At 68.7% G+C, this 16,412-nt stretch carries 14 protein-coding genes; 5 read left to right on the top strand and 9 right to left on the bottom strand.

Annotated features, from left to right (window positions below; genetic code table 11):
- Nucleotides 1-269 precede the first annotated feature (269 nt).
- From OEB96_RS39150 to apaG, 4 genes are all read left to right on the top strand, one after another.
- Complete coding sequence (locus OEB96_RS39150) at nt 270-1,823, top strand: RCC1 domain-containing protein (protein WP_266222014.1); 1,554 nt, start codon at nt 270-272, stop codon at nt 1,821-1,823.
- Nucleotides 1,783-3,135: an FG-GAP repeat domain-containing protein gene (locus tag OEB96_RS39145; protein WP_266222013.1), complete on the top strand. Its 1,353-nt coding sequence runs from the start codon at nt 1,783-1,785 to the stop codon at nt 3,133-3,135. Before OEB96_RS39150 ends, OEB96_RS39145 begins: the two co-directional genes overlap by 41 nt.
- Nucleotides 3,136-3,262: 127 nt before the next feature.
- Complete coding sequence (locus tag OEB96_RS39140) at nt 3,263-4,237, top strand: hypothetical protein (protein ID WP_266222012.1); 975 nt, start codon at nt 3,263-3,265, stop codon at nt 4,235-4,237.
- A gap of 99 nt (nt 4,238-4,336) precedes the next feature.
- Nucleotides 4,337-4,726, top strand: coding sequence for a Co2+/Mg2+ efflux protein ApaG (apaG, locus tag OEB96_RS39135; RefSeq protein ID WP_266222011.1), 390 nt, complete (start codon nt 4,337-4,339; stop codon nt 4,724-4,726).
- Here apaG and OEB96_RS39130 read toward each other — a convergent pair.
- The 9 genes from OEB96_RS39130 to OEB96_RS39090 all read right to left on the bottom strand — a co-directional run bounded on the left by OEB96_RS39130 (nt 4,653) and on the right by OEB96_RS39090 (nt 15,191).
- Nucleotides 4,653-5,627, bottom strand: coding sequence for a hypothetical protein (locus OEB96_RS39130; protein ID WP_266222010.1), 975 nt, complete (start codon nt 5,625-5,627; stop codon nt 4,653-4,655). The two genes, apaG and OEB96_RS39130, sit on opposite strands and share 74 nt — an antisense overlap.
- Nucleotides 5,628-6,052: 425 nt before the next feature.
- On the bottom strand, nt 6,053-7,519 hold the full coding sequence (locus OEB96_RS39125; protein ID WP_266222009.1) for an SPFH domain-containing protein: 1,467 nt from the start codon (nt 7,517-7,519) through the stop codon (nt 6,053-6,055).
- A gap of 127 nt (nt 7,520-7,646) precedes the next feature.
- Nucleotides 7,647-7,814, bottom strand: a complete 168-nt coding sequence (locus tag OEB96_RS39120; protein WP_266222008.1) for a hypothetical protein — start codon at nt 7,812-7,814, stop codon at nt 7,647-7,649.
- Nucleotides 7,815-7,877: 63 nt separating this feature from the next.
- The gene (locus OEB96_RS39115) at nt 7,878-9,266 is read right to left on the bottom strand and encodes an aminotransferase class I/II-fold pyridoxal phosphate-dependent enzyme (protein WP_266222007.1); all 1,389 of its coding nucleotides are present in this window, start codon (nt 9,264-9,266) and stop codon (nt 7,878-7,880) included.
- 10 nt (nt 9,267-9,276) lie between these two features.
- Entirely contained in the window at nt 9,277-9,444 is a 168-nt protein-coding gene (locus OEB96_RS39110) for a hypothetical protein (RefSeq protein ID WP_266222006.1), read from the bottom strand.
- Between the two features lie 13 nt (nt 9,445-9,457).
- Nucleotides 9,458-10,558, bottom strand: a complete 1,101-nt coding sequence (locus tag OEB96_RS39105; RefSeq protein WP_266222005.1) for a hypothetical protein — start codon at nt 10,556-10,558, stop codon at nt 9,458-9,460.
- Nucleotides 10,559-10,643: 85 nt separating this feature from the next.
- Nucleotides 10,644-10,952 (bottom strand): hypothetical protein, encoded by a 309-nt coding sequence (locus OEB96_RS39100; RefSeq protein WP_266222004.1) that lies wholly within the window; start codon nt 10,950-10,952, stop codon nt 10,644-10,646.
- Nucleotides 10,953-11,896: 944 nt separating this feature from the next.
- Entirely contained in the window at nt 11,897-12,184 is a 288-nt protein-coding gene (locus OEB96_RS39095; RefSeq protein ID WP_266222003.1) for a hypothetical protein, read from the bottom strand.
- A gap of 40 nt (nt 12,185-12,224) precedes the next feature.
- Nucleotides 12,225-15,191: a protein kinase domain-containing protein gene (locus tag OEB96_RS39090; RefSeq protein ID WP_266222002.1), complete on the bottom strand. Its 2,967-nt coding sequence runs from the start codon at nt 15,189-15,191 to the stop codon at nt 12,225-12,227.
- Nucleotides 15,192-15,363: 172 nt separating this feature from the next.
- Between OEB96_RS39090 and OEB96_RS39085 the strand changes: the two genes are divergently transcribed.
- Nucleotides 15,364-16,275 carry an FHA domain-containing protein gene (locus tag OEB96_RS39085; RefSeq protein WP_266222001.1) on the top strand — a complete coding sequence of 304 codons (912 nt, stop codon included), beginning with the start codon at nt 15,364-15,366 and terminating at the stop codon, nt 16,273-16,275.
- Nucleotides 16,276-16,412: the final 137 nt, after the last annotated feature.

Below are 16,412 nucleotides of genomic sequence, written 5' to 3'. Positions count from 1 at the left end.
GGGGATCGTAGCTCGCGGGTGAGCACGGCTTCAAGGAATAGACACCTCCGGGCCGAATCGACCGCCGAATCGTCCGTACGTACCGCCCACGCGACGGGGACCCGTGTCATACGCGCGAGATCGTTCCCCGCGGGCCGCTCCCCAGTTCTCCCAACGTCCTCCCGGAGCTCCCCCGGAGCTCGAGGCCCAGGGCTGCGCCCCCGTGTCACGGATTCAGCGCGTGGGCCCGGGTGTGTTAGGCTGCCGTTCCTACGCTTGGTGTACGCAACATGAGCCGATCATCCTCGGTGACCAGCCATACCCTCGCGGCCGTGCTCGCGATCGCCGCCGCGTCGAGTTCGGCGTGCCTGAACTTCGATCCCTTCGGCTGCCAGGAGGACACCCAGTGCGATGCCCAGGCCATGGGTCGCTGCGAGGCCGTCGGCTACTGCAGCTACCCCGACCTCGCGTGCATCGACACCGGCTACCGCTACGAGGATGGCGCGGGCGACGGGCTGGGTGGTCAATGCGTGGGCGTCGAGGTGGCGGGTACCGACACCGACGGCACCACCACCACGGCGATGACCGACCCCGATCCGGAGACCAGCCTCGACAGCGGCTCGACCACGATGGTCGATCCCACCACCGGCAGCGACGACGAACCGACCACCGGTGATGCGTGCGGCGGCGCGGGCCAGGCGTGCTGCGCGGGCGACGGCTGCGATGCGGGCCTGTCGTGCAACGACGGCCTGTGCGGCTGCGTGCAGGCGATCGCCGTCGGCAACCGCCACACCTGCGCGATCAAGCTCGACGGCAACGTGCAGTGCTGGGGAGCCAACGATCTCGGTCAGCTCGCCTCGGCCGAGCCTCCGATGTCCCCGACCCCGGTCGACATCCCCGGCTTCGGCGGAGCCCTGGCGGCCACCGCCCTCTACGCCCGCAACCACACCTGTGCCCTCACCGGCGACGATACGCTGTGGTGCTGGGGAGACAACGCCAGCCAGAAGGCCAGCGTGATCGATCCCAGCCCCGTCGTGCTGATCCCCGGTCAGGCCACCTGGGCCGTGCCGGCGGCCGCGGCCGGCGTGGGCGGCAGCCACACCTGCGTGGGTCGGGGCATGGGCCAGGCCCCCACCTGCTGGGGTGACAACGGCTCGGGTCAGCTCAGCGGCATGGAGGTGCCACCCGGCCCCGCCATCGTCCCCGGCGGCTTCGAACCGTTCGTGGTCGCGCTCGGCGACGCCCACACGTGCATGAGCACCCTGATGGGAGACCTCTACTGCTGGGGTGACAACGGCAACGGCCAGATCGGAGCCGACCCCGTGACGACGCCCTCGCTCAGCGTGCCGCAGGTCGTCGGCGTGCCTCCGATCGGCACGCTGGCCACCGGAGCCCAGCACACCTGCGTGACGGTGGGCTCCGAGGTGCAGTGCTTTGGGCGCAACAACATGGGTCAGCTCGGCAACGGCACCAACGTCGACGCCTTCACCCCCAGCGCGGCGATGTTCCCCCCCGGCGCGGGCGTGGTCGCGCAGCTCGTGGCCGGAGCCGATCAGACGTGCGCGGTGATGGCCGCGGGCGAGCTCTACTGCTGGGGTGGCAACCAAAACGGCGAGCTGCTGCTCGAGCCCGACAAGATGGGCGAAGACGGCTTCGCCCTCACCCCGCGCCTCATCGAGGTGGGCTTCGACGTGGCCCAGATCGCCACCGGAAGCACCCATACCTGCGCCCTGAGCACGGCCGGCCAAGTGCTGTGCTGGGGCGCCAACGATCAAGGACAGATCGGCGACGGGACGGTGACCGATGCGCTCGAGCCAACACCTGCACAGATCACCTGCCCGTAGCTCGATCCCCACGCAGGCACTGGTCGCGGCCACCCTGGCGCTCGCGGCCTGCCCCGGCGGCGGCTCGGAGGACGATGGCCCCGACGCCACCACCACGTCGACCACGACCGCGAGCACCACCGGCGATGCGAGCACCACCGGCGTGGGACCCACCACCGAGGACTCGGGGCCGCCTCCCGATCTGGGTGCGGACGACACCACGACCACGGGCAGCAGCAGTGGCAGCAGCGACGAGACCGCGAGCCTGCCCCCCGGCTGCAGCAACGGCCAGGCCGATCCCGGCGAGCTCTGCTACGGCCAGCCGAGCTTCTTCGGCGCCCCCGCCGAGGCCCTGTTCGCCACCATGGCCGACCTCGACGACGACGGGCACCTCGACCTGCTGATGACGAGCGCCGCCACCAACGCGGTGGTGGTCCGCCTCGGCGACGGCACCGGCGACCTGGGCCCCGAGACGAGCACCACGACCGGAGCCCGACCGGTGTCGCTGCGCGTGGATCGCTTCGACGCCAACGAGACCCTCGACGTGGTCATCGCCCAGGAGGACGCCAACTCCATCGGGCTGTTGCTCGGCGACGGCGCGGGAGGTCTGGGCTCGTTGCTCAGCTACCCCACCGGGGCTGCACCCAACGACCTGTTCATCTTCGACTTCGACGGCGACGGCATGCCCGACGTGCTCACCAGCGACGGCGGGGCCGACACGATCTCGTACCTGCGGGGCACCGGCTTCGGCTTCCAGGCCCCCGTGAGCTTCGCGGTGGGCGTGCAGCCCAACGGCGTGTTCCTCGGCGAGCTGTCCGGCGACGCCAACATCGACGCGGTCATCGCCAACCGGGGCGCCAACTCCTTCGGCGTGCTGCTCGGCACCGGGCCCACCATGCTCGGGCCCCACAGCCCCGTGCCCACCGGCTCGCAGCCGTGCGCGCTGGTGGTCGCCGATTGGAACGGCGACGGCGAGCTCGACGTGCTGACCTCCAACCTCGGCAGCAACGACCTGCGCCTGCGCTACGGCGACGGCAACGGTGACTTCGGCGCGGAGATCCCGTTCCCGATGGGCGCCAGCCCCCGCTCGCTGCTCTCGCTCGACTTCGATGGCGACGGCAACCTCGACGCCGTCGTGGCCAACACCGGGGCCGACACCGCGACCGTGCTCCTGGGCTCGGGGGGCGGGCTGTTCGCCCCCGCGCAGGTGTTCGGCGTGGGCGACCAGCCCTGGGCCGTGGCGGCCGGCGATCTCAACGAGGATGGGATCGCCGATCTGGTGGTCACCAACGTGGGCGACTCCACGCTCGCGCTGCTGCTGTCCGACGCGTGAGCGGCCCTCGTGGGCGCGGGCCTCCTGCGTGCAGCGCACATGGCGCAGGCGATCGACGCGAGTCGATCGCAGGTGTAAGGCCCCCCGCCCCGGTCGGCGTTCGGGCGTCGACTTCGGGAGACCCGCCATGCGCTTCGCCTCACCGCTCGCCCTGTTTGCTTCCCTCGCCCTGCCCGCCGTGCTCGCCCTCCCTGGCTGCATGGCCAAGAACGCCCCTCATTCCTCGCCCGGCGGCGGTGGGTTCGCCTCGCCTGCCGACGGAGCCGAGAGCGCGCCGGGGCCCATGGCCACCCGAGGGGACTTCGGCGGGCGGCACTCGGCCCGGCAAGCACCGCCCGCCGCCGACCAGGCCGCCTCCGAGGCCTACGGCGGCGACGGAGGTCACGGCGCCTACGAGCCCCACGACTACGACTACGAAGACTCGACCGTGGCCAGCACGCCCTCGATGCGACCAGGCCTCGGTACTTCCTACGGCGAGCAGCACTTCAGCCAGGTCACCACCGCCCCGTTCGTGCGCGGCTCGTCGCAGCCCGACGTGCTCCTGTCGCTCTGGTACAACGACGTCGACGGCATCCGGCAGGCGCAGGGCACCTTCGGCAACGGCTTCGACCAGGTGTCCCAGTCCTCCACCTCCGATGGGGTGTTCGTGGTCTCCGTGGTCGACGAGTACGGCTACGCGATGTCGGCCGCGCAGGTCGGCGACAAGCGCTACGTCGCCGGCCAGCCCGGCCAGCGCTACAAGCTGCGCGTGCAGAACAACAGCGCCTACCGCTACGAGGTGGTGGCCTCGGTCGACGGGCTCGACGTGATCGACGGCGACACCGCCAGCTTCGCCAAGCGCGGCTACATCGTCGATCCGTGGGCCACCATCACCATCGACGGCTGGCGCACCGGCGACGACTCCGTCGCCGCGTTCCGCTTCAGCGCCATGGAGGACAGCTACGCCGACCGCAAGGGTCAGGGTCGCAACATCGGCGTGGTCGGCTTTGCGTTCTTCCACGAGCGCGGCGGCGTCCCCTGGCAGGAGCTGCATCGCCGCGACAACGCCGACCCCTTCCCGAACCGCTACGCCGAGCCGCCTCCGCCGCGACGCATCCGGTAACGAACCGCTGCGGCGCCGTCAGGCGACGCCCCGACCGGCGCGCCGTCCCTCCCTCGCGGAGGGCGGCGCGTCGCCGCATTCCAGGGTACCCTGCGCCTCGTGTCGACCTCCGACTCGAGTACCCGCGGCGTTCGTGTCCAGGTGCGATCGCGCTACGTTCCCGAGCGCTCGAGCCCCGAGCACGGCGCATGGTTCTTCGCCTACACCGTGCTCATCACCAACGAGGGCGACACCTCGGTGCAGCTCATCAGCCGGCACTGGATCATCACCAACGCCGACGGCGACGTCGAAGAGGTGCGCGGCCCCGGGGTGGTGGGAGCTCAGCCCATGCTCGAGCCCGGCGAGTCGTTCGAGTACACCTCGGCCTGCCCGCTGCCCACCGCGTTCGGCACCATGCACGGCACCTATCAGATGGTCACCAAGGACGGCGAGCGCTTCGACGCAGAGATCGCCCCGTTCTCGCTCTCCATGCCGTACGCGGTGAATTGACGGCGGCCTGCTCCGCCACGGTACGCCGCATCAAGATGTGGATGCGCGCCCCCTCGTGGCAACAGTAGTCGGCGCCCTTGCGCGCCGTGCCCACGTCGATGGCAAACAAGCCCCCACCGGACGGGGGCGTGATGGTGCCGCGCTGCCGATGGCCGAGCTCGAGCACCTCGCCCAGACCGTTGGCGAAGGTGAGCACCAGGTTCCACGTGAGGTCGGCGTGCGTCTCCTCGGGGAGGCAGCGCTCGTCGTCGACGGAGAAGATCAAGGGCGTGAAGGCGCCCACCGACGGCTCGTTGATGAAGCGGAGCAGCACCTCGCCGTCGGCGGCCCGGCGCATGGACAGCACGTTGCTCAGGGTACCGTAGCCATCGCTGTACTCGGCCCGCGAGTACGAGACCTCCACCGCATCGCCGACGTCCCAGGCCACGGGCGCATCGGCGGCCGCGACCGTGAGCTCGAGACCGCGCGTGACCCCATCGTCGTCGCACTCCAGCACGGTGACGACCGGATCGGCGGTCGGATCGACCGCGGTGATGGTGCACGGTGCGTCGATTTCGACCGCGAACTCGACGTCGAAGACGTCCTCCTCCTCCGGCCACTCCGACCAGTCCACCATCGTGCTGGCCGATATGGCCGGATCCTCGTCCACGCAGATCGAGTCGGCGGGCTCACCGGTGCCGGAGCCGGAGCCGGAGCCGGAGTCCGAGTCCGAGCCCGAGTCCGAGCCCGAGTCGGAGTCGGAGTTCGCGGCCGTGTCGGCCTCGACGCCGGTGTCGGACGGGATCGTATCGCCCTCGGTGCCGGCCTCGGGGTCCGGCGCAGGTGATCCACCGCAAGCCCCGAGCACCAGCAGCGCGGGGAGTCCAAGCGAAGCGAAACGAAGCGACGACCGCGATGGCATGCCCTACGTGTGTCGACCTCGGACGAATCGATCGCCAGCGCGAGCCGCGAGGCTGCGCCCCCGGGCAATCACCTCCCGCGGGCCCCCTTGGGGGCAAGCTCGAACGGTTGCTCACCCACAACCGACTGCGGGGGACCAAGAACGAAGCAGCCCGCGTGCTCGGCGACCGTGAGGGTCGAGCCGAGACGCGGGCCGGGGAGTTGACGCGCACGCTACGAGATCGCGAGAGCAGAGCGTTCGAGGAGACGCGAGGGAGCAGAGCGAGAGCGGGGGTGCGTGCGCGCGACCACCTTGTCACCCCCCGCCCCGCGCGGTCAAGAAACACGTTGAGACCGCGGCGAGGGTGAACATTCGATCAACCGTCGATTGGTAGCCCAGCCCAACGTCCGTACTCCGTACGACGCAACGCGTGAGGATCGAGGACCCTATCGGGCCACCGGCCCGGTGTCCGTGCCCGGCAGGCGCAGGCCCAGACCGCGCGCGACCTCGATCATCTGGGCCATCCCGCGCACCAGCATGGTCGAGGGATCGTCGCTGGTTCCAATCTGCGTGACCCTCAGCTCGCCGATCTGCTGCGCGAACGCCTCGGCCATCGCGGGCAGGGTGCGCGAGACCAGCTCGAGCTGGATGCGCTCGGGCGACACGGTGTCGTCCACCCGGCGTCGCGCCAGCGCCAGCGCGCTCTCGAGCTCGCCGGTCAGCCGATCGAGCTCGAGCTGTCGGCGACGCAGCTGCGCCTGGGCTTCGGCCGCCGCATCCTCGTGGGCCCGATCGGCCTCGGCCTGCGCGTTGCGTCGCTCCGCCTCCTGCTGCTGGCGCATCAACGCCGTGGCGTGCTCCCTCGCGTCGAGCTGCTGCTGCGCCTCGAGCAGCCGGGCCTGTCGCTCCAGCGCCGTGCGCCGCGCCTGCTCGACGCGCTCGGCCTCCTCGGCCTTCACCGCCGCCTCGGCCTGCAGCCGGGCGATCTTCTCGGCCCGCTCGCGCTCGATCGTCACCCGCTCGGCCGCCGCCCGCAGCTCGGCGCGCTTGCCCTCCTCGGACAGCTCGATCTCCGTCGACCGGCTCTCGGCCGCCGCCCGCAGCCTCCGCCGCTCGGCCTCCGCCTCGAGCTGCGCCTTCTCCAGCGCGCGTGCGTGCTCGGTCTCCCGCGCGGCCACCAACGCCTCGCGCTCGAGCTGCGCCTCGCGGGCACGCGCGGCCAGCTCGGCGCGATAGGTGGCCTGCATGTTGGCGAACACCTCCTCGGACAGCACCCGCACGTCCTGGATCTCCACCGTGTCGAGCACCACCCCCCACCCCATCGCCGTCGAGTCGTCCACCTGTCCCCGGCCGGCCAGCACCGGCGCGAGCTCGGCCAGGAGCTCGCCCGCAATCGCATCCTTGCGCCGCGTCATCACGTCCTCGACCCGCAGGTTGGCCACGTGACGCCGCGTTGCCCCCACGAACATCTCCCGCATGATCTCCGCGAGCTTCTGCGACGCCCGCTCGGCGTACGAGAAGTTCAGCATGCGAAACGCGATCTCGGGCTCCACGATGCGATACACGGCCAGGCCCGTCACCCGCATGCCGACCTTCTCGAGCGTGACCTGATCGGCGGTGAACTGCAGGCGGTTGATGGTGGTGGGGATCACCGCCACCGAGTCCCACGGCAGCTTGAAGCAGCTCGCCCCCTGCCCCGTGCTGCGGCGACGGATCTTGCCGCGCCGCATGTGCACGAGGTACTCCGAGGGCTTGGCCGTCACGATGCCCCAGCGCTTGGTCTTCTCGGGATCCTCGGCCGGCTTGCCCGTACGCCACGCCGCGTAGGGATCGAAGGACGGCAGGCTCTCGTCGGACGAGACGGCGCGCAAGTGAGGGGGACGATGGGGCTCGAGGTTCTTGGCGGTGCTCATGCGAGTGGGGGCAGTGAGCATGAGCCGTGCCAGGGCCGTGGATGCTGGCGAGCCGCGAGCTTGGCCACGAGCCCGAGGGCGAGCAGGTGTCTCGAAACGAGGCAGGTGCCTCGAATCTGGTCGGCTCTCACCGTGCTCGTCGGCAGCGCACCCGTCGATGGGTCATGCGACAGGGGATCGTGCCGTCGGCGTGGAGCATGCCATCCGCCTCGGCGAGGAAGCGCTCGCGGGTGGCCTGCACCTCGGTCTCGGCCCAGGTCTCCATCTCGTAGAACCATGCGAGCCTCGACCACACCTGCTTCGGGCTCCCGTCGAGGAACTGGGGTCGGGTCGGGCCTTGCAGGCTACCTGGTGCGCCTCACATCGCGTGGGTGTACAACTCACCGCGAATCTTCGGCTCCTTGGCCAGCTCGGCGACAGCAGCGAGCAGCCCATCAATGCAAGCGTCGTCATGGCGGGCCGTCAGCACGATGCGAAGCACGGCTCCCTCCCGGAAATCATCGGGAGCGCGGTCGAAGGCGACCCAGATGCCGCGCGAGAGCAACAGGCGCGCAGCGTTCAAAGCGGTACGAGCGGTCCGAAAGGCCAGGGTCTGAATGGGGAAGAGGGTCTGGTGCAGCGGGACGAGCCCGGTCTCGAGCAAGCCATCTCGGAGCCGAGTGACGTGACGCAGCACGAGCGATCGTTGTTGCTCGCCGAAACGGCGCTGGGCATCCTCGAGGATCTCGGCCATGCACAGGCTCCAGGCCGAGGGCGGGCTGCTGTGTTCGAGGTGTCCTGCGGCCTTGCGCAGCACGTCGATGAAGGCCCTGCTGCCCGCCACCATGGCCATCGATACCCCCAGGTTCTTGGCCAGGCTGCTGACGTAGACGACCGAGGCCGACTCGATCCCCTGGTGTCGCACGACCCCGCCGCCACCACGGCCATGCGGGGTGGCCGCGGACGGCTCGACGCCAACCGTGCCCAGGCCGTGTGCATCATCGACGATGACCCATCCAGCTCCCTGCTCGACCAGCGGCAAGACCCGAGCAAGTGGTGCTTGGCTGCCATCATGTGCGTAGAGGCCATCGCAGAGGTAGATCTGCGCAGTGTTCGGTGATCGCTCGACGGTCTTCGAGAGATCCGAGATGTCATTGTGGGGCAACTCGAAGAGCAACGCGCCACGGCCCGTCGCGGCCGCGCTGCACTGCCGACCGAGCGAGTAGATCCAACGATCCAGCCACACCACGTCACCGGGCCGAGCCACGGTCCACAGCACGTCCGTCAGTGCGTGCAAGGTCGAAGGAAAGATCAATGCGGACTCGAACCCGGTCCAGTCGGAGAGTCGAGCCTCGAGCCTGCTCATGCGAGCATCTCGTCCCAAGCGGGCTGGAACGCTCGCGAGCGGCCACATACGGTCCTGGCGCTCCCGTGCTTGCTCACGTACCCAGGGGAGCGTCGTCAGGCCGAGGTAGTCCATGTGGGTGAACGAGACGACCCAATCACCACCGACGCGGATATGGGCGCCCCTGCACTCATCGACCCGTACACCCACCAACCCGGTCGACTCGAGTTCGTCGAACCGTCGTCGACGCTCGGAATCCAGCCTCGACGCCAAAGCCCTCAGAGTAGATGCTCGCTCCGAAACCATGGAACTCGATGAGTCAGGCATGGGCATGCACATGAAAAAACGGAGAATCAGGTCGCGAGAGCTTCGATGAATCGTTGCAGGACCAGGGAGTCGGGTTGCCTGGTCAGCACATCGCAACCGCCCTTGGTCACCAGGATCGTGTGCTCGGGAGGTAGGCACAGATGTATTCGACGTCCACGGCTGGCCGGTGGGCACGCACGTAGGCCTTGAGCACCCCGAGGGCGGCGGCCGGTCGTTCGTAGGCGGACCAGGGCAGTGCAATGAGCTTGAGTTCCATGGGTGTACCGCGCTGCACTGGCCGAGCATCCTTACTCATGGAAGTACTCCTGCCGCGTTCCCCTACGGCGAATGTCGACCGTCGCACAGTGGAAGCTACCACCATACCGATAGACGTTGCGAAATGGTAGCGCGATCGGCTCGAACCCCCAATTCTGCAAGAATTCGATCATGGGTTCCTCGTTCTGCTCGACGAACACTCGATTCTCGTCGAGGCTGAACAGGTTCATGTTGAACCAGCGAAAGGATGAGTGCTTGGGGTGGGTCGAGGGAAACGTGGAGAGCGGTGCTTCACGGATCTCCCAGTCGCTCCTTGCGAAGATCTTCGGTAACTCCTTGATGGGACGCTCGGGGTTGACCATCAGCTTTCCCGGTGCCAGCGGCACGAACGTCGCATCGATGTGTTCGGCACGGTAGTCCTCGAATTCGATGCGATGTAGGCGATAGCCGCGCGGTTCCAGGTGCCGGCGTAACCAATCGATGCCCATGTCATTGGTCACGTGGCTCCGCTGGATGAAGACGTCCCGACCAAAGCGAGACATATCCGCCGCATCGAATACGGGCTCGAAATCCGTGGTCACGTAACCCCGCCCCCGCTGGAAGTACGCGTCATACGTCCTCGAGGACAGTTCGGGCTTGGGGGCCGTGGCCCAACCAGCGCCGCGGCGAAAATACTCCTTGACCAGCCGGCGATAGGCAAGGAACTCGAAGTAGCGCGAGCGCAAGGCCATCGGTGCCTCGAGGATCTCCTCGCCAAGGACGATCAGCACATCACGCGGGTTTGCCTGACAGTTGCCACCAGAAATCGCCCAGTGCGGCGTGACATGGGGGCGTGCGTGATTGAAGGGATCAGGTCGCCGGACCGTGACACCAGCCCCTTCGAGCGCTGCAACGAACCCTTCGAGTTCTCGCTCGGCGATCTCCTCTTGCTCCGGAGCCTCTGCCATGCCACCATGAGTGAGCTGGAGTCGCCGCGACCGCTCGAGGATCTCGACCGGGGTGGTCGCTTCGAATCCCATCTCCCACGACGGGTGGCAGGCCCCCCCGAGCACGCCGACGATGACCTCTTCCAGCGGATCCCACTCATTGTGAGAGTTTACGATGCAGGACTCGTATGGCTTGTCATGGGTCATCGTTCGGATCGTGCACGGGGTTCATGGTTTTCGAAGGGTGCGACCATGCTCATGGCACGATGAGCACGGGCCGACCTCTGCAATGTCAGCCGACTTCGACCTTGAGCTTGGCCAGGTTCGTCGAGGAGTTTTCGACCTTGAGCCGGGGGACCACATTCTTGATCTCGACGATTTTGGTATTCTGACCCGGCTGGAAGTCGATGGTGTCCTTGCCGATGACCTCGTTGGTTTGTTGGTTGGAGATCGTGTAGTCGACCTTCTGCTCCTTGGAGAGGTTCTCGATCTCGAGCGTTCCTTGGAAGCTCAGGAGGACCCTGGATTCCGTGGGGTCGAGAGTGAAGGACCCCTCCGTCTGGAAGGTGCGGGGCGCGTCGGATGAACGGGTAATGACCATTGTCTTGTCTCTTCTGTCTCGCTGCAGTCCGGCAGACGAGACAGTCTCAAGGTAGTAACGAGATACTACATCGTCAAATGTCGGCACAACGACCGCATCCACCGTTTTCGAGCCCGACAACGGCGTTCGCAAAGCAATTGGAACGGATCATCGCAACCTGTTGCAACCGACTGCAACCGGCTGCAACCGATGACGGTCTCGCGCGAGCCCGGCGTGGACCCCTGGATCCCCGCGTGAGTGTTTGCGCATTGGCGGTGACGAGCTACGTCGAGGAGGATGTGCTCGTCGACGAAGCGGAGCTCGCGGTCGTGTGCGAGCATGAGGGGGACGGTCAGCTCGGGACCGGCAGATCCACGCCGTCGGTCCAGGGGGCGCCGAGGTTGGTGCAGCCGGAAGAGCCCATATCACCCAGGTCGGTCATCGAGCCGTCCATGTCCAGCCGGTACAGATGGCTGTCGCCCAGCGACCCCCCAGTCGCTGTCCAGGGGTCGACAGCACCGAGGTGGTCCCGTCGGAGGAAGGATGCGGGATGCGGACCCGTCGACTCGGGCTCGCCGGTGGTGCCCGATCCTGGCGGGGCGCTCACGCACGCGAGACTCGGCAGCAAGAGGAGGAGCGACCGTCGACGAGCCGGCATGACCTCGACATTGTCCCGGGATCGATGGGCCACCGCAACGGTGGGCCGGGTGCGTTTGTCGTACCCGGACGTTTCTGATCAGACGCCTGGCAACCGAGATGTCCCCGCAAGAGCATGCAGCTCCGGTATGGACCGTCGCAAGCCCGAAGGGCCCATGCAGTTGCAGCCGGTTGCAGCGCGTTGCAGCCGGTCGCACCCATGGCCCGAAGAGCTCCGGACGAGAAGGGCGGCGTGGACCACGACTCCTCCGCCGAGGACCCACGCGGTCATGCTTGATTGCCGAGCGAATGGGCGCTCGACCGCTTCGTCACCGAATCGAGGACTTGACCTTGAAGTAACCGATGATGTTCTCGATCCCCGGGCCCAGGACGCCGACCGTGTCGTTCTCGTCGTAGGTGGATTGCGCGGTGCAATTCCCATCCTCGGCCAGGCAGAGCGAGAAGGAGCCAGCGTCGATGGGCCATGATCCCGAGCCCATGAAGTGCAGGTCCGGTGCCGTGCTCTCGTTCGCGCCGAGGGCAGTTGGGCCGGAGTCCCCGTCGCCTTGGCCGTAGTAGTCGTCGTTGGAGTCTCGGGTGATGGTGACGGTCGCCATTTCGTCTGTTGGTTCCGGTAGAGGGGTCGTTGCTCCCGAGTCATCGGGGAGCTGGCTGACAGGACTCACCACAAGCGGTGAGCCAGGCATCGATCTCGGTCACTGCGTCGGCCCTGGCGAGCAACTCGAACTCCCGGCGGCCCTGCTGCACGAGCTCGAGGCCACGGAGTCGGTCCCGATCCGCCTCGACGAGCGCTCGGCCCAGGTGCCAGCGCACCGAGGCACCGAGCTCCGGCTCCGCCTGCGCACCGCCGAGAAGCCCGAGCGCGCGCTCCAGCGGCTCGAGTGCCTGCAGGTGGGCTCCCTGGTCCTGGTGCAGCGATCCGAGCCCGAGCAGCGGGCGGATCCAGTAGGGAGAGTCGTCGTCGACGTGCTCGCGCAGCGTGACCAGGGCGCGCTCGTAGCTGCCGCGGGCGGCGTCATGGTGGGCCAGGTGCCGATGGCAATCGCCGAGGTTGCTGTCGACCATCGCGAGCGCAACGGGATCGGGCTCGGGCATCGCGGCGAACGTCTCGCGGGCCTGCTCATTGTACGATAGCGCGTCCTCGTGCTGGCCCCTGGCCATGGCCAGAGCTCCCGAGGTGAGCATGACCTGACCCCGCAGATCGAGCTCTGCTTCGGGGTTGCTCGCCAGGGCCTCGCGAGCGAGTCGGGCATGCTCGAGGGCGAGCTCGAGCTCGCCACGATACGCGTGGACCTGAATGAGGCCGATGCGAGACTGGACGGCCGCAGGCGCCCCGGGACCGAAGATCGAGGCGAACAGCGCCAGCGCCAGCCCAAAGTGCTCCTCGGCCGTATCGAGATCGCCGCGCGCGACGTGGACGATGGCGAGCTCGTGGTGGGCCGACGTCACCGTGAGGTAGTCGCCCGCCCCCTCGGCGAGCTCGAGCTGCTCCTGGTGGGCCTCGAGCGCAGCGTCGAGCTCACCCAGGGCCGTTCTCGCGGCCCCGACGACGCCCAGGACCTTGGCGAGCTGGGGCTCGAGCGCGGCGTGCTCTCGATAGTAGGCCTCGACGGGCTCGAGCCGCTCGAGCGCGGCGGCATGCTCCGATGCCCAGTACGCCACGTAGCCCTCGGCGTGGCGCAAGGCGATGCGCCGGCTCGGCTCGTTCGACGCATGGGAGAGCTTGCCTCGCGCCTGCACCATCCAGGCCTCGGCCGTCGACCGATCCTGCTCGCGGCCCGCGAGCAGCACGAGCCCATGGAGGACGTCGAGCTGCAGCTCGGTGTCGCGGGTGCGCTCGGCAAGCTCGAGCGCGGCATGGTAGTCGCGTCGCGTGGCCGGGAGGCGACGGGCCTCCTGGTGGATCTGCCCCCGAACGAGGTAGGCCTCGCCCAGGGCCACGGAGACCTCACCCAGGGGCCTGGCGTGCTCGATCGCCTGCTCGGCTCGCTCGGCCCCCTCGCGCGAGCGTCCGGCCTGGTGCAGGGCCCACGCCTCGCTCACCAGCCGGCGAGCCTCGGCGCTGGTCTGGTCGAGATGCTCGGGCACCTCGTCTTCGATGCGTCTGAGCCCCTCACCGTCGTTGCACGGCTCGATCGGAGGCAGGGCCTGGACCGCCTGGATCGCCCGCGCGAGGGTTGGCGCATTGGCGGTGACGAGTTGCTGCACCAGCGCGCTCGCCCGCTCTTGCCTGCGATCGAGGCAGGCCAGCCGTAGCTCGTAGGTCTGGAGCCCGATGGTGTGGTCGACGTGCGCCGCCTCGCAGGCCTGCAGCCGCGCGTCCGACCACGTCGCAGCATAGCGATCGAGGGCCTGCCTGGTCTGCTCCCAGACCTTGGGCGCAAATGGGAGCTCCACCGCGAGCAGGCCCTGCTCCACCGCAGCGCGAGCCGGCTCGTCCCATGCCGCGAACCCGGCGTCGTGCAGAGCGTCGCACGGGCCCATCCGTGGCCAGAGCGCGACCCCGGCGGCCATCGTCCCCGCCAGGCCCATGGACGTCAGCCACCGCCAACCCGAGCGCGGCGACGTCAGCCGCCGCAGCCTGGCCAGCAGCGCATCCATCGAGGGCCAGCGCTCGTCGGGCGACGCTGCCAGCCCGCGCAGCACCACGTCGCGCACCGCGTTGGGCACCCGATTCCCCGGGGGAGGCGGACGCATGCGGCCCTCCTGGAGCGCAGTGACCCGCTCCTGCCGTGAGCCGTCCTCGAACGGTCGCTCGCCATGGAGCGCTTCGAACAAGGCGACACAGAAGCTGAACTGATCGCTGCGCGCATCCGCTTCGCGTCCGTCGAGCTGCTCGAGCGGCATGTACTCCAGGGTCCCCAGCACCGTGCCGCTCCGCGTGAGCGAGGCCTCGAGCACGGTGGGCTCGAGCTCGGGCTCGAATCGCGGCGCGGACCGCTGCTCGGTGATGCTCTCGGCTGGCCCGTCGAGCTGGCGGGCCAGCCCGAAGTCGAGCACTCGCACGCGTCCGTGGTCGTCGATGATCGCGTTGTCGGGCTTGAAGTCCCGGTGGACCAGCCCGGCGGCGTGTGCAGCAGCGAGGCCCTCGCCCACCTGCAGGAACACCTCCACACAGTCGCGCCAAGAGGGTCTTGGCTCCTCCCGCAGCCACTCCCGCAGCGATTGGCCCTCGACCAGCTCCATTGCGATGAAGGCCTGATCCTCGACCACCCCCGCCTCGTAGACCTGCACCACGTTGGGGTGCGAGAGCTTGGCCAGCGCCTGGGCCTCCCGCAGCAGGCGCTGCGTGTCGAGTTCGGGAAGCAGCACCTTGAGCGCGATCCGGCGGTTCAGCGTGCGGTCGAATGCCTCGAGCACCACGCCCATGCCGCCTCGTCCCACGATGCCCAGCACCTCGTAACGCCCGAGCCAGGGGCGCTCGGCGGGCACCTCGAACAACGCCTCGAACACCCGGGCCTGCTCGGCTGCGTCGACCACCCCGCCGAGCGCGGGCCTCACCTGGTCGAGCGGGCCGGGATCCTCGTGGCTCGTAGTCGCCGACTCGCACGAATCCTCCAGCCGCAAGCCGCCCCCACGCTCCACCACCCCGCCCATGATCATGATGGATCTCGAGCACGATGGCGAGGCCACCGGCGATTCCTGCGTCCATTGCGCTGAGCGGGCGTCGAAACGTCCTCGTGCGCCCATACGGAGCCGATTCTCCCCACGTGCCCGGCATCTCCGGGGCTCGAGGACTGGCTCGACCACGCTTGATAGCATCGTTGCCGGCACTGTGGGCGCGCTCCAACACCAGCAGAGCGGCGGACGCATTCCGCTGGCGGCCCGAACCCTCGTGGGGCGCTCGGATGCCTGTCACCTCCGCCTGCCGAGCGCGCGGGTCTCGGGAGTGCACGCCGAGCTGGTGTGGGACGGCAGTTGCTGGACCATTCGCGATCTCGACAGCCGCAACGGTACCCACCTCGACGGCTCCGCTCTGGTGCCCAAGCAGCGCCAGCCCATCGAGTTGGGCGCCGAGGTCATGTTCGGTACCGACGAGCATCGTTACACACTCGTGGATCGATCCCCGCCGGGCCTTCTGGCGATCGACGACGAGGGCACCATCGTCGGCGCTCACCAAGGGATGCTGTGCTTGCCCTCGGAGGAGCAGGGCGAGCTGACGCTGTTCGAGCGCTTGGGCGATGGCTGGTGGCTCGAGACCGACGACGAGCCGCGCAAGCTCGTCCCGCAGGAGCAGCTGTGGGCCGGCGGCCGCCGTTGGATCGTGCACCTGCCCGGCTCGGTGGAGGGAACCGAGGAGGACGGCCTGGTGATGACGGTGTCCAGCATCGCGCTGGAGTTCCACGTGAGCCGCGACGAGGAGCACGTAGAGGTCGAGATCCACCAGGGCACACGTCGAGTGACCGTGACCCCGCGTGCCCACGACGTCCTGCTGCTCACCCTGGCCCGGGCGCGGCTCGAGGATCAGCGCCGACCCGATCTCGAGGAATCGGAGCATGGCTGGATCCACCTCGAAGATCTCGTCTCGCAATTGAAGGTGGATCGCGAGCGGATCAAGCTGTGGATCCACCGGGCCCGCCGCGAGTTCGCCGATGCCGGGGTCTACGACATCGACCGGCTCGTGGAGCGTCGGCGGAGCTCCAACCAGCTGCGTCTGGGGGTCGCCCGGCTCCGGGTCGGCCGATAGCCGCGTGCCCTTCGCTACCCCGAGCACCGCCGACGATTTCCGACGATTTCGGCCGACACTTGCTCGGCTCGCTCCACATCCCCGGTGAGCTCACCAGGAGCCACGAGGGAACCGTACTCATCGAGGGCAAGGGTCGC

The organism is Paraliomyxa miuraensis, from assembly GCF_026337845.1.
Lineage (GTDB): Bacteria > Myxococcota_A > Polyangia > Nannocystales > Nannocystaceae > Paraliomyxa > Paraliomyxa miuraensis.
The sequence above is the reverse complement of the archived record's forward strand: the minus strand, read 5'-3'. Positions and strand labels throughout refer to the sequence as shown.

Coding starts and splice junctions, on each gene's coding strand:
- OEB96_RS39150 (WP_266222014.1), top strand. CDS start 270: ATGAGCCGATCATCCTCGGTGACCAGCCATACCCTCGCGGCCGTGCTC.
- OEB96_RS39145 (WP_266222013.1), top strand. CDS start 1,783: ATGCGCTCGAGCCAACACCTGCACAGATCACCTGCCCGTAGCTCGATC.
- OEB96_RS39140 (WP_266222012.1), top strand. CDS start 3,263: ATGCGCTTCGCCTCACCGCTCGCCCTGTTTGCTTCCCTCGCCCTGCCC.
- OEB96_RS39130 (WP_266222010.1), bottom strand. CDS start 5,627: ATGCCATCGCGGTCGTCGCTTCGTTTCGCTTCGCTTGGACTCCCCGCG.
- OEB96_RS39125 (WP_266222009.1), bottom strand. CDS start 7,519: ATGAGCACCGCCAAGAACCTCGAGCCCCATCGTCCCCCTCACTTGCGC.
- OEB96_RS39105 (WP_266222005.1), bottom strand. CDS start 10,558: ATGACCCATGACAAGCCATACGAGTCCTGCATCGTAAACTCTCACAAT.
- OEB96_RS39100 (WP_266222004.1), bottom strand. CDS start 10,952: ATGGTCATTACCCGTTCATCCGACGCGCCCCGCACCTTCCAGACGGAG.
- OEB96_RS39095 (WP_266222003.1), bottom strand. CDS start 12,184: ATGGCGACCGTCACCATCACCCGAGACTCCAACGACGACTACTACGGC.
- OEB96_RS39090 (WP_266222002.1), bottom strand. CDS start 15,191: ATGATCATGGGCGGGGTGGTGGAGCGTGGGGGCGGCTTGCGGCTGGAG.